This is a genomic window from Acidovorax sp. GW835-FHT14B10 (genome assembly GCF_058793725.1).
The window spans coordinates 16,186-27,065 of sequence record NZ_JBXAGC010000041.1 but is presented as its reverse complement, the minus strand read 5'-3'; the positions used below and the strand labels follow the sequence as shown (position 1 = coordinate 27,065).

Below are 10,880 nucleotides of genomic sequence, written 5' to 3'. Positions count from 1 at the left end.
ATGGAAGAAGGTCTGCGCTTCGCTATCCGTGAAGGCGGTCGTACCGTGGGCGCGGGCGTCGTGGCCAAGATCATTGCTTAATTCATAAGCAGAACAAGGAACTTGCCATGTCCCAGCAAAAAATCCGTATCCGCCTGAAGGCGTTTGACTACAAGCTGATCGACCAATCCGCTGCCGAGATCGTTGATACCGCCAAGCGTACCGGCGCCATCGTCAAGGGCCCCGTGCCTCTGCCGACGCGCATGAAGCGGTTCGACATCCTGCGCTCGCCGCACGTCAACAAGACCAGCCGCGACCAGCTCGAAATCCGCACGCACCAGCGTCTGATGGACATCGTGGACCCGACGGACAAGACCGTTGACGCCCTGATGAAGCTCGACCTGCCTGCTGGCGTGGACGTCGAAATCAAGCTGCAGTAATGGCTGTTGCCTGAGGGGGTGACCCCTCGGGCAATGTCTCGATAACGCGAACTTGCTTGAAAAAGCAGTTCGCGTTATACTTTAGGGCTTCGCTCGATTTGCGCCTTCAAAAGGTGTTCTGCGGGTGAAGTTTTATTAACCGTCTTTCATGCACGCGAGTGCAAACGCCGCAGCCAATTGAAGTTGTGGCGGTGGAAGTTTTGGAGAAACAAATGAGTCTGAGCAACTCCCTCGGGTTGCTGGGTCGCAAAGTGGGCATGATGCGTCTGTTCACCGATGATGGGGACGCAGTGCCTGTCACGGTGGTGGATGTGTCCAACAACCGCGTTACCCAGGTCAAAACCCAAGAGAACGATGGCTACGTGGCCCTGCAGGTCACGTTCGGTTCGCGCAAAGCATCGCGCGTGACCAAGCCAGAAGCCGGCCACCTTGCCAAGGCAGGTGTGGAAGCCGGTGAAATCATCCAGGAATTCCGCGTGACCGCAGAAACCGCCGGCAAGTATGCCGCCGGTGCTGCAGTGCCTGTGGCTGATGTTTTTGCAGTGGGCCAGAAGGTCGACGTGCAAGGCACCTCCATTGGTAAGGGCTACGCCGGTACCATCAAGCGCCACAACATGGCCTCGCAGCGCGCATCGCACGGTAACAGCCGTTCGCACAACGTGCCAGGTTCCATCGGCATGGCGCAAGACCCCGGTCGCGTGTTCCCCGGCAAGCGCATGACGGGCCACCTCGGCGACGTCACCAAGACCACGCAAAACCTCGATGTCATCCGCATCGACGAAGCGCGTCAACTGCTCTTGATCAAGGGCGCCATTCCGGGCTCCAAGGGTGGGTTCGTGACGGTGCGTCCCGCCATCAAGGCCAAATCTTCCAAAGGAGCGAACTAATGCAGCTCGAACTCCTGAATGACCAAGGCCAAGGTGCATCCAAGCTGGATGTTCCCGAAACCGTGTTCGGTCGTGAATACAACGAAGATCTGGTGCACCAGATCGTCGTGGCCTACCAGGCCAATGCACGCCAAGGCACTCGCGCCCAGAAGGACCGCGAGCAAGTCCGTCACTCGACCAAGAAGCCTTTCAAGCAAAAGGGTACGGGTAACGCACGTGCAGGTATGACTTCCTCGCCTCTGTGGCGCGGGGGTGGTCGGATTTTCCCGAACATGCCTGATGAAAACTTCACGCAGAAGATCAACAAGAAGATGTACCGCGCCGGTATGTCTGCCATCTTGTCGCAGCTGGCCCGTGAAGGTCGTCTGGCGGTGGTTGACTCGCTGAAGCTGGATTCGCCCAAGACCAAGGTCCTGGCCGACAAGTTCAAGGCGATGAACCTGCAATCGGTGATGGTGATCGCCGATGAAGTCGACGAAAACCTGTACCTGGCTTCGCGCAATCTGGTGAACGTGCTCGTCGTCGAGCCCCGTTATGCCGATCCCGTGTCGCTGGTCCGTTTCAAGAAAGTGCTCGTCACCAAGGGTGCAATCGACAAACTCAAGGAGATGTTCGCATGAGCACGCTCAAGTTTGACGAAGGTCGTCTGATGCAAGTGCTGGTCGCTCCCATCGTGTCCGAAAAGGCCACCATGGTTGCCGAGAAGTCCAATGCTGTGACGTTCAAGGTGCTGCAGAACGCTACGAAGCCAGAAATCAAGGCCGCTGTGGAATTGATGTTCAAGGTCGAGGTCAAGGGCGTTTCTGTGGTGAACACCAAAGGCAAGACCAAGCGCTTCGGCAAGACCGTTGGCCGCCGCGACAACGTTCGCAAGGCATACGTCACGCTGCAGCCAGGTCAAGAGCTGAACCTGTCTGGGGAGGCCGCGTAATCATGGCTGTCATCAAGATGAAACCCACTTCGCCCGGCCAACGTGCTGTGGTGAAGGTCACGCGTGACCACCTGTACAAGGGTGAAGCGTACGCCCCCCTGCTGGAGCCTCAGTTCCAGAAGGCCGGTCGTAACAACAACGGTCACATCACGACGCGCCACAAGGGCGGTGGTCACAAGCACCACTACCGCGTGGTCGACTTCAAGCGCAACAAGGACGGCATCGCCGCCAAGGTGGAGCGCATTGAATACGATCCGAACCGTACGGCCCACATCGCTCTGGTGTGCTATGCCGACGGCGAGCGTCGTTACATCATCGCTCCCCGTGGTCTGGAAGCCGGCGCAACGCTGATGAGCGGTTCGGAAGCTCCGATCCGTGCAGGCAACACGCTGCCTATCCGCAACATCCCCGTGGGCTCGACCATCCACTGCATCGAGCTCAAGCCCGGTGCCGGTGCCCAGATCGCCCGCTCGGCAGGTGCTTCGGCAACGCTGCTGGCCCGTGAAGGCATCTACGCCCAGGTGCGCATGCGTTCCGGTGAAGTTCGCAAGATCCACATCGAATGCCGCGCCACCATTGGCGAAGTGGCCAACGAAGAGCACAGCCTGCGCCAACTGGGCAAGGCCGGTGTGAAGCGCTGGATGGGTATTCGTCCTACGGTTCGCGGCGTCGCCATGAACCCGGTGGATCACCCTCACGGTGGTGGCGAAGGCCGCACCGGCGAAGGCCGCCATGCAGTCGATCCTTGGGGCAATCTGACCAAGGGTTATCGCACCCGTAACAACAAGCGCACACAGATCATGATCGTGTCGCGTCGCAAGAAGTAAGGGGTAACAGATGACTCGCTCTCTCAAAAAGGGTCCATTTGTTGACCATCACTTGCTGGCCAAGGTTGAAAAAGCCGTCGCCACCAAGGACAAGAAGCCAGTGAAGACCTGGTCGCGTCGCTCCATGGTTCTGCCCGAGTTCATCGGTCTGACCATCGCCGTGCACAACGGCAAGCAGCACGTACCTGTCTACGTCACCGACCAGATGGTGGGCCACAAGCTCGGCGAATTCGCCCTGACGCGCACCTTCAAGGGTCACCCCGCGGACAAAAAAGTCCAGAAGAAATAAGGAACGACCATGTCTGAAACACGTGCAGTCCTCCGGGGCGTCCGTCTGTCGGTCGACAAAGGCCGTCTGGTCGCTGATCTGATCCGCGGCAAGAAGGTGGACCAGGCCCTGAACATCCTGACGTTCACGCAGAAAAAAGCTGCGGGCATCGTCAAGAAGGTTCTGGAATCGGCGATCGCCAATGCCGAACACAACGATGGCGCCGACATCGACGAACTGAAGGTCAAGACCATCTACGTCGAGCAAGGCACCACGCTCAAGCGCTTCACCGCGCGCGCCAAAGGCCGCGGCAACCGCATCAGCAAGCCCACGTGCCATGTGTACGTGACGGTTGGTAACTGAGGCCAAGGAAGACTATGGGACAGAAAATCCATCCTACCGGCTTCCGCCTGTCGGTCAGCCGCAACTGGTCCAGCCGCTGGTACGCCAGCAACCGCGATTTCGCGGGCATGCTGGCCGAAGACATCAAGGTGCGCGAGTACCTGAAGGCCAAGTTGAAGAACGCCGCCGTGTCGCGCATCCTGATCGAGCGTCCTGCCAAGAACGCCCGCATCACCATTTACTCGGCACGTCCGGGCGTGGTGATCGGCAAGAAGGGTGAAGACATCGAGAACCTCAAGAAGGAACTCGCGTCGCGCCTGGGCGTGCCGGTCGCAGTGAACATCGAAGAAGTGCGCAAGCCTGAAATCGATGCCAAGCTGATCGCCGACAGCATCACGCAGCAGCTCGAAAAGCGCATCATGTTCCGCCGCGCCATGAAGCGCGCCATGCAGAACGCCATGCGTCTGGGTGCCCAGGGCATCAAGATCATGTCGTCCGGTCGTCTGAACGGTATCGAAATCGCGCGTTGCGAGTGGTACCGCGAGGGCCGCGTGCCACTTCACACCCTGCGTGCCGATATCGACTACGGTACCTCCGAAGCCAAGACCACCTATGGTGTGATCGGCGTCAAGGTCTGGGTCTACAAGGGTGACACCCTGGGCCGCAACGATCTGCCTGCCGTGGAAACCCCACGTCCGGAAGAAGAGCGTCGCCCACGTGGTCCGCGCCGTGATGGCCGCCCAGGTGGCGACCGTCCAGGTGCAGGCCGTGGTCCCCGCCGTCCCATGGGCGCCAACAGCGCCCCTGCCGATGGCAGCGACAAGCCCGTCGGCGCCGGTGGCGCCGATGCAACCGCCGTTAAGCGCGTTCGTAAAGTTGACGCGCCCGCTACAGCAGCGGACGGCAAAGGAGAATAAAGATGCTGCAACCTGCTCGCCGCAAATACCGCAAGGAGCAAAAGGGCCGTAATACCGGTGTCGCAACGCGGGGTGCCTCCGTTGCGTTCGGTGATTTCGGTCTGAAGTGCACCGATCGTGGCCGTCTGACGGCCCGCCAGATCGAAGCTGCACGCCGTGCGATTTCCCGTCACGTCAAGCGTGGCGGCCGTATCTGGATCCGCGTGTTTCCGGACAAGCCAATCTCTACCAAGCCCGCAGAAGTGCGTATGGGTAACGGTAAGGGCAACCCCGAGTACTACGTGGCTGAAATCCAGCCCGGCAAGATCGTTTTTGAAATCGTGGGTGTGCCTGAAGAACTGGCCCGTGAAGCGTTCCGCCTGGCTGCCGCCAAGCTGCCGCTGCGCACCACCTTTGTCAGCCGCCTGATTGGCTCGTAATTCAGGAGAACATGCAATGAAAGCTACTGAACTGCGCCAAAAAGACGTTGCCGGCATCGAAACTGAAATCAAGGCCTTGCAAAAAGCCCATTTCGGTCTGCGCATGCAGAAGGCTACGCAACAGCTGGGTAACACCAACACGCTGCGTACCACCCGTCGCGACATCGCTCGCGCCAAGACCATTCTTGCTGAAAAGCAAGCCGCCAAGTAAGGAGCCATCATGACGGAACCTAAAAAATCCCTCAAGCGCACCTTGATTGGCAAGGTGGTCAGCGACAAGCGTCAAAAAACCGTGACGGTGCTGGTCGAGCGCCGCGTGAAGCACGAGCTCTACGGCAAGATCGTTGCCAAGTCGAGCAAGTACCACGCCCACGACGAAAACGGTGACTTCCATCTCGGCGACGTGATCGAAATCACCGAGAGCCGTCCGCTCTCCAAGACCAAGAACTGGGTTGCGACCCGTCTGGTGCAAAAGGCCGGCCTGCTCTAAGCCCTAACGGCGCAAGCCTGCAAGGACCTTCAAAACGACCCACAATGTGGGTCGTTTTGCTTTGTGGGGTGCACATTGCACCCCGGCGGACTGTCCCAGTTTCTTGGAGATGAACATGATCAAAGTCGGTGATACCCTGCCTGCCACCACCCTGATGGAATACGCGGAAGTCGAGGGCGAAGGCTGCAGCATTGGCCCCAACCCCGTGCCCGTGGACAAGGCCACTGCCGGCAAGACCATTGCGCTGTTTGCCCTGCCTGGTGCCTTTACGCCCACCTGCTCGGCCAAGCATGTGCCCGGTTATCTGGCGAAAGCCGCCGAGTTCAAGGCGGCTGGCGTGGACGAGATCTGGTGCGTGAGCGTCAACGATGCCTTTGTGATGGGCGCCTGGGCCCGCGACCAAAAGACCGGCGGCAAGGTGCGCATGCTGGCCGACGGTGATGCCGCCTTCGCCAAGGCCACGGGCCTGACGCTGGACCTGACGGGCAAGGGCCTGGGGCTGCGCAGCAACCGCTATTCGATGCTGGTGCGCGACGGCAAGGTCGTCACGCTCAATATCGAAGCGCCTGGCCAGTTTGCCGTGAGCGACGCCGACACGTTGCTGGCGCAAGCCAAGGGTTGAGGGTCGCTATAAAGTCAATAGCTACCAGCGCCGATTTATAAGCGCTGGCAGTCTATTTTCCTCAAAGAATATTCGCCTTGAGGTAATGGGCCCCGGCAATGGGGTTGTGGTAGTAGGGCGGAATGTCCTCGAAGCCGAGGTCGGCATACAGGGCCCGCGCGGATTCCATGTCGTCCAGCGTGTCGAGCAGCACGCAGGCATAACCTTTTGCCCGGGCCGCATCCAGCGTGGCCTCGGCCAGTTGCCGGCCCAGGCCAAAACCCCGAAACGCCTTGCGCACATACAGGCGTTTCATTTCAGCGGCATTGGGATAGTCTGCCGCGTCCAGCGGACGCAATGCGCAGCAGCCGGCAATGGCCCCATCGACCTCGGCCAGCAGCAACTCCCCGCGCGGTGGGGCATATTCACCTGGCAGCTGCGCCAGTTCGGTCTCGAAACCCTGAAAGCACAGGTCGATGCCGAGGCTATCGGCATATTCTCGGAAGATGGCGCGCACCGCATCCAGCTCATGGGGGAGGGACGGGGTCAGCAGGGTGACAGGTAGCTTTTCCACAACGCAGGCTGGCTGATTCAAAGGAACAGTGTAGCGGCACCTCCCGAAGCCACCTTTTCACCCATCACCCCTCATGCGGCCGTGACATCCCGCGCGGCACCAGCACCCAAGGTCAGGACGGAGAATGTCGCCAGCCCGAGGGCCATGGCACCATACTCCTGTCGTAGATGCCAGACTGGGGGAGGGCGATGAACAGGTCAGGATGCTGAAAGCTGTAAAATTTATAGCGTCTTGCGCTTGCCTCTTATGCGCAAAAACCTGTTGGATGGAAACACGCCTTTGGCGTCTGGCGTGGGAACCCGTGCCGGATCAGGTCTCGGCCAGCAGCTTTTCGATCAGCCGGTGCAGTTCTGGGAAGTCAGGGGCACCGACATAGCTCTTCACGATCTCGCCGCGCTTGTTCACGATGAACGTCGAGGGCGTCAGGCGCACATCGCCCCAGGCCTTGGCCACCGCGCCCGTGTTGTCGAGCGCCACCTTGAACGGCAGCTTGCGCGATTCGGCAAAGTTCACCACGTAGCTGGGCGGGTCGTAGCTCATGGCCACGGCCAGGGTGTCGAAGCCCTGGGGGTGGAATTTGTTGTGGGTGGCGATGATTTCGGGCATTTCCGCCACGCAGGTGGTGCAGCTGGTGGCCCAGAAATTGACCAGCGTCACCTTGCCGCGCAGATCGGCGGTGGTCTGGCGGGAGCCGTCCAGCAGCACAAACGTGGATTCCGGTGCCGCCGAGCGCCCGGCGTCCAGATACACCCATGCGCCCACGCCCGCGAAAGCCACCAATGCGGCGCCGACTGCCCAATGCTTGATACCCATGACATCCTCATCCAAAAAAGCGGTGGGCAAGCGCCCAAGCCCGCATTGTGCAGGACTGCCTGCACCGACAACTCCGCAGCCCTTTATGACCCTGGAAGATAGACCGCGTCGCGCCATAAAAGTTCGCACCTCCTGGCGCGCAATCGCCTTGCGAGCATGCGCTGTTGCCCATAATCGGGCCATGAACCGGACATTGCCCTGGGCTGCGGCCCTGCTGCTGGCGGCATGCAGCCCCGCCCTGAACTGGCGCAGCGTGCCGCTAGCCGGCGCTGCGCTCACGGCGACCCTGCCGTGCAAGCCCGACCACGCCACGCGCACCGTGGAAATGGCCGGTGCGTCGGTGGAACTGGCCATGGCAGGCTGCGAAGCCGACAGTGCCACGTTTGCCATCTCGCACACCGCGCTGCCCGATCCCGCCCGCGCCGATGCCGCGCTGGTGCACTGGCGGGCAGCGGTGCTGGCGCGCCTGGAGGCCGCCACCGTGCTCTCCGAGCAGCCGTTTGCGTTCGCGGGCACGCTGCCATTGCCGTCCTCGGTGCGCCTGGTGGCGCAGGGCAGGCGCGCGGATGGCTCGGCGGTGACGGTGCAGGGCGTGTGGTTTGCGCGCGCGGTGGGCCCGCAGGTACGGCTGTACCACGCGGTGGTGTACACCGCCCAGCCCCGGCCGGATGTGGCCAGCGCCCTATTTGCCGGCCTGAATTGACTGTCGGCCCGATGCCGTTGCGCGCTGCCATCGGGCTGACCGTGGTGGGCTCCTTTCGGCCCGCCATAATGCAAGGCAAACCATCACACCATGAGCACCAGCATTCTCATCATTGCCCACGCCCCGCTGGCCCATGCCTTGCGTGAATGTGCGCTGCACGTGTTTGCCGATTGTGGCGCCAGTGTGGCGGCGCTGGACGTACAGCCCAACGCGGCGCCTGAAGCCAGCCTGGCCCAGGCACGCTGCCTGCTGGAGCAGCTGGGCACCCATTCCACGCTGGTGCTGACCGACCTGTTTGGCGCCACGCCCTGCAATATCGCCCAGCGCCTGGTGGACGGCGTGGGCTCGCGCCTTGTCGCGGGCGTGAACCTGCCCATGCTGCTGCGTGCCGTGAGCTATCGCGCTGAGCCCCTCGATGCCGTGGTGGCCCGCGCTGTCGTGGGCGGCACCCAGGGGGTGATGCAGGTGGCCATTGCAGCGCCGCAGAACCAGACTCGACGAAACACCCATGACCAAGACCCGCACGACCATCAACAATAAGCTGGGCCTGCATGCCCGGGCGTCTGCCAAGCTGACCAAGCTGGCAGGCAGCTTTCCCTGCGATGTTTTCATGAGCCGGGGCGATCGCCGCATCAATGCCAAGAGCATCATGGGCGTGATGATGCTGGCCGCGGGCATGGGCACCGAGATTGAAATCGAGACCATTGGCGAGCGCGAACAGGAGGCCATGGATGCGTTGCTCGCGCTGATCGCCGACAAGTTTGGCGAAGGGGAATGACGGTGGGCCCCCTGCGCCCTGATCGCGCGGGAGGCGGTCCCTCCGGGGTGCGCGAGGGCTGACGCGGTGGTTGAACGCTTGCCAAAAAAGGATCTTCGATGACGTTTTCCGTCCACGGTCTTGCAGTTGCACGGGGCATCGCCATCGGCCGGGCCGTGCTGGTGGCGTCAAGCCGCGTGGATGTGGCGCACTATTTCATCCAGCCAGAGCAGGTGGCGGCGGAAATCGAGCGGGTGCGCCAGGGGCGCAACGCGGTGGCCGAGGAGTTGCAGCGGCTGCAGGCCGATATGCCGCACGATGCGCCACCCGAGCTGGCCGCGCTGCTGGACGTGCACCTGATGCTGCTGCAGGACGAGATGCTCACCGGCGGGGTCAAGCACTGGATCTCCGAGCGCCTGTACAACGCCGAATGGGCGCTGACCACGCAGTTCGAACTGATTGCGCGCCAGTTCGACGAGATGGAGGACGACTATCTGCGCGAACGCAAGGCCGACCTGGAGCAGGTGGTCGAGCGCATCCTGCGCTACATGAAGGGCGTGGCCAGCCCCGTGGCGCCGCCTGTCAGCAGCCCGCGCAAGACCCCGCAGGACCTGCTGCTCGACGACACGGTCGATGTGCCGCTGGTGCTGGTGGCGCACGACCTGTCCCCGGCCGACATGCTGCAATTCAAGCAGAGCGTGTTCGCCGGCTTCGTGACCGACGTGGGCGGCAAGACCTCGCACACCGCCATCGTGGCGCGCAGCATGGACATCCCGGCCGTGGTGGGGGCGCGTGCGGCCAGCCAGCTGGTGCGCCAGGACGACTGGGTCATCATCGACGGCGATGCCGGGGTGATGATCGTCGACCCATCGCCCATCATCCTGGCCGAATACGGCTTTCGCCAGCGCCAGGTGGCGCTGGAGCGCGAGCGCCTGGCACGCCTGCGCCATACGCCCGCCATCACCATCGATGGCCACAAGATCGAATTGCTGGCCAACATCGAGCAGCCCGGTGATGCCGCCGCTGCCGTGCGCGCGGGCGCCGTGGGCGTGGGCCTGTTTCGCAGTGAATTCCTGTTCATGGGCAAAAATGGCAACCTGCCCGGTGAAGACGAGCAGTACCGCGCGTACTGCGAGGCGATTGACGGCATGCAGGGCCTGCCGGTCACCATCCGCACCATCGATGTGGGCGCCGACAAACCGCTCGACAAGGGGGGCAAGGACACGCACCTGAACCCTGCGCTGGGCCTGCGCGCCATTCGCTGGAGCCTGGCCGATCCGTCCATGTTCCGCAACCAGCTGCGCGCCGTGCTGCGCGCGGCGGCCTATGGCCAGGTGAAGCTGCTGTTTCCGATGCTGGCGCACCGCCATGAAATCGAGCAGACGCTGGCCCAGGTCGAACTGGCGCGTGCCGAACTCGACACCCGGGGCGTGCCCTACGGCCCGGTGCAGCTGGGTGCCATGATCGAGGTGCCGGCGGCCGCGCTGATGGTGCGCAGATTCCTCCAATATTTCGATTTCCTGTCCATCGGCACCAACGACCTTATCCAGTACACGCTGGCCATCGACCGCACCGACGAGGCCGTGGCCCACCTGTATGACCCGCTGCACCCCGCTGTGCTGCGCCTGGTGGCCGATGTGATTGCCGAGGGCGAGCGCCAGGGCAAGAGCGTGTGCGTGTGCGGCGAAACGGCGGGCGATGTGACCATGACGCGCCTGCTGCTGGGGCTGGGGCTGCGCAGCTTCTCCATGCACCCGGCGCAGATCCTGGCCGTGAAGCAGGAAATCCTGCGGGCCGACACCCGCAAGCTGGCACCATGGGCGCAGCAGGTGCTCGCAGGCGACGAGCCCGCCGCGCTGCTGGTGTCATAGCGCATTTCATCGGCTATCGAACATATAGCGGCTAGCGCTTTGCGGATGGGCGCGAGAGGCC

Annotated in this window: 19 protein-coding genes; 17 read left to right on the top strand and 2 right to left on the bottom strand. The window is 62.3% G+C overall.

Features of this window, described 5'->3' with window-relative positions; translation table 11 throughout:
• The 13 genes from AC1Q5S_RS20845 to AC1Q5S_RS20785 all read left to right on the top strand — a co-directional run.
• On the top strand, positions 1 to 81 hold an 81-nt coding region (locus AC1Q5S_RS20845), incomplete at its 5' end, for an EF-Tu C-terminal domain-related protein (protein WP_080700483.1).
• A 26-nt stretch (positions 82 to 107) separates the two neighbouring features.
• Positions 108 to 419: a 30S ribosomal protein S10 gene (gene rpsJ, locus AC1Q5S_RS20840; protein ID WP_026437399.1), complete on the top strand. Its 312-nt coding sequence runs from the start codon at positions 108 to 110 to the stop codon at positions 417 to 419.
• 212 nt (positions 420 to 631) lie between these two features.
• Positions 632 to 1,306, top strand: coding sequence for a 50S ribosomal protein L3 (gene rplC / locus AC1Q5S_RS20835; protein WP_348682850.1), 675 nt, complete (start codon positions 632 to 634; stop codon positions 1,304 to 1,306).
• Positions 1,306 to 1,926 carry a 50S ribosomal protein L4 gene (rplD, locus tag AC1Q5S_RS20830; RefSeq protein ID WP_008906425.1) on the top strand — a complete coding sequence of 207 codons (621 nt, stop codon included), beginning with the start codon at positions 1,306 to 1,308 and terminating at the stop codon, positions 1,924 to 1,926. Before rplC ends, rplD begins: the two co-directional genes overlap by 1 nt.
• On the top strand, positions 1,923 to 2,237 hold the full coding sequence (gene rplW / locus AC1Q5S_RS20825; RefSeq protein ID WP_007847815.1) for a 50S ribosomal protein L23: 315 nt from the start codon (positions 1,923 to 1,925) through the stop codon (positions 2,235 to 2,237). Before rplD ends, rplW begins: the two co-directional genes overlap by 4 nt.
• Before the next feature lie 2 nt (positions 2,238 to 2,239).
• Positions 2,240 to 3,064, top strand: coding sequence for a 50S ribosomal protein L2 (rplB, locus tag AC1Q5S_RS20820; RefSeq protein WP_303834333.1), 825 nt, complete (start codon positions 2,240 to 2,242; stop codon positions 3,062 to 3,064).
• 10 nt (positions 3,065 to 3,074) lie between these two features.
• Positions 3,075 to 3,353: a 30S ribosomal protein S19 gene (gene rpsS, locus AC1Q5S_RS20815; RefSeq protein WP_005796963.1), complete on the top strand. Its 279-nt coding sequence runs from the start codon at positions 3,075 to 3,077 to the stop codon at positions 3,351 to 3,353.
• Between the two features lie 9 nt (positions 3,354 to 3,362).
• Positions 3,363 to 3,695: a 50S ribosomal protein L22 gene (rplV, locus tag AC1Q5S_RS20810; RefSeq protein ID WP_005796970.1), complete on the top strand. Its 333-nt coding sequence runs from the start codon at positions 3,363 to 3,365 to the stop codon at positions 3,693 to 3,695.
• Between the two features lie 14 nt (positions 3,696 to 3,709).
• Complete coding sequence (rpsC, locus tag AC1Q5S_RS20805) at positions 3,710 to 4,591, top strand: 30S ribosomal protein S3 (protein ID WP_303834352.1); 882 nt, start codon at positions 3,710 to 3,712, stop codon at positions 4,589 to 4,591.
• Between the two features lie 2 nt (positions 4,592 to 4,593).
• Complete coding sequence (gene rplP / locus AC1Q5S_RS20800; RefSeq protein WP_005796975.1) at positions 4,594 to 5,010, top strand: 50S ribosomal protein L16; 417 nt, start codon at positions 4,594 to 4,596, stop codon at positions 5,008 to 5,010.
• Between the two features lie 16 nt (positions 5,011 to 5,026).
• Complete coding sequence (rpmC, locus tag AC1Q5S_RS20795; RefSeq protein ID WP_024813779.1) at positions 5,027 to 5,221, top strand: 50S ribosomal protein L29; 195 nt, start codon at positions 5,027 to 5,029, stop codon at positions 5,219 to 5,221.
• Between the two features lie 9 nt (positions 5,222 to 5,230).
• A complete protein-coding gene (gene rpsQ, locus AC1Q5S_RS20790; RefSeq protein ID WP_092699415.1) occupies positions 5,231 to 5,500 on the top strand; it encodes a 30S ribosomal protein S17 in 270 nt (89 codons plus the stop codon).
• A gap of 115 nt (positions 5,501 to 5,615) precedes the next feature.
• Positions 5,616 to 6,122, top strand: coding sequence for a peroxiredoxin (locus tag AC1Q5S_RS20785; protein WP_303834358.1), 507 nt, complete (start codon positions 5,616 to 5,618; stop codon positions 6,120 to 6,122).
• 61 nt (positions 6,123 to 6,183) lie between these two features.
• On the opposite strand, the gene AC1Q5S_RS20780 is transcribed toward AC1Q5S_RS20785, so the two are convergent.
• Both AC1Q5S_RS20780 and AC1Q5S_RS20775 read right to left on the bottom strand, forming a co-directional pair.
• A complete protein-coding gene (locus tag AC1Q5S_RS20780; RefSeq protein WP_303834439.1) occupies positions 6,184 to 6,675 on the bottom strand; it encodes a GNAT family N-acetyltransferase in 492 nt (163 codons plus the stop codon).
• 309 nt (positions 6,676 to 6,984) lie between these two features.
• Positions 6,985 to 7,488 (bottom strand): peroxiredoxin family protein, encoded by a 504-nt coding sequence (locus tag AC1Q5S_RS20775; RefSeq protein WP_303834360.1) that lies wholly within the window; start codon positions 7,486 to 7,488, stop codon positions 6,985 to 6,987.
• Positions 7,489 to 7,669: 181 nt separating this feature from the next.
• On the opposite strand from AC1Q5S_RS20775, the gene AC1Q5S_RS20770 reads away from it, so the two are divergent.
• The 4 genes from AC1Q5S_RS20770 to ptsP all read left to right on the top strand — a co-directional run bounded on the left by AC1Q5S_RS20770 (position 7,670) and on the right by ptsP (position 10,819).
• Positions 7,670 to 8,191 carry a hypothetical protein gene (locus AC1Q5S_RS20770; protein WP_303834362.1) on the top strand — a complete coding sequence of 174 codons (522 nt, stop codon included), beginning with the start codon at positions 7,670 to 7,672 and terminating at the stop codon, positions 8,189 to 8,191.
• A 90-nt stretch (positions 8,192 to 8,281) separates the two neighbouring features.
• Positions 8,282 to 8,731, top strand: a complete 450-nt coding sequence (locus AC1Q5S_RS20765; RefSeq protein WP_303834363.1) for a PTS sugar transporter subunit IIA — start codon at positions 8,282 to 8,284, stop codon at positions 8,729 to 8,731.
• Positions 8,700 to 8,969 (top strand): HPr family phosphocarrier protein, encoded by a 270-nt coding sequence (locus AC1Q5S_RS20760; RefSeq protein ID WP_303834365.1) that lies wholly within the window; start codon positions 8,700 to 8,702, stop codon positions 8,967 to 8,969. Before AC1Q5S_RS20765 ends, AC1Q5S_RS20760 begins: the two co-directional genes overlap by 32 nt.
• Positions 8,970 to 9,067: 98 nt before the next feature.
• Positions 9,068 to 10,819 carry a phosphoenolpyruvate--protein phosphotransferase gene (gene ptsP / locus AC1Q5S_RS20755; RefSeq protein WP_492239350.1) on the top strand — a complete coding sequence of 584 codons (1,752 nt, stop codon included), beginning with the start codon at positions 9,068 to 9,070 and terminating at the stop codon, positions 10,817 to 10,819.
• The last annotated feature ends 61 nt before the right edge of the window (positions 10,820 to 10,880 follow it).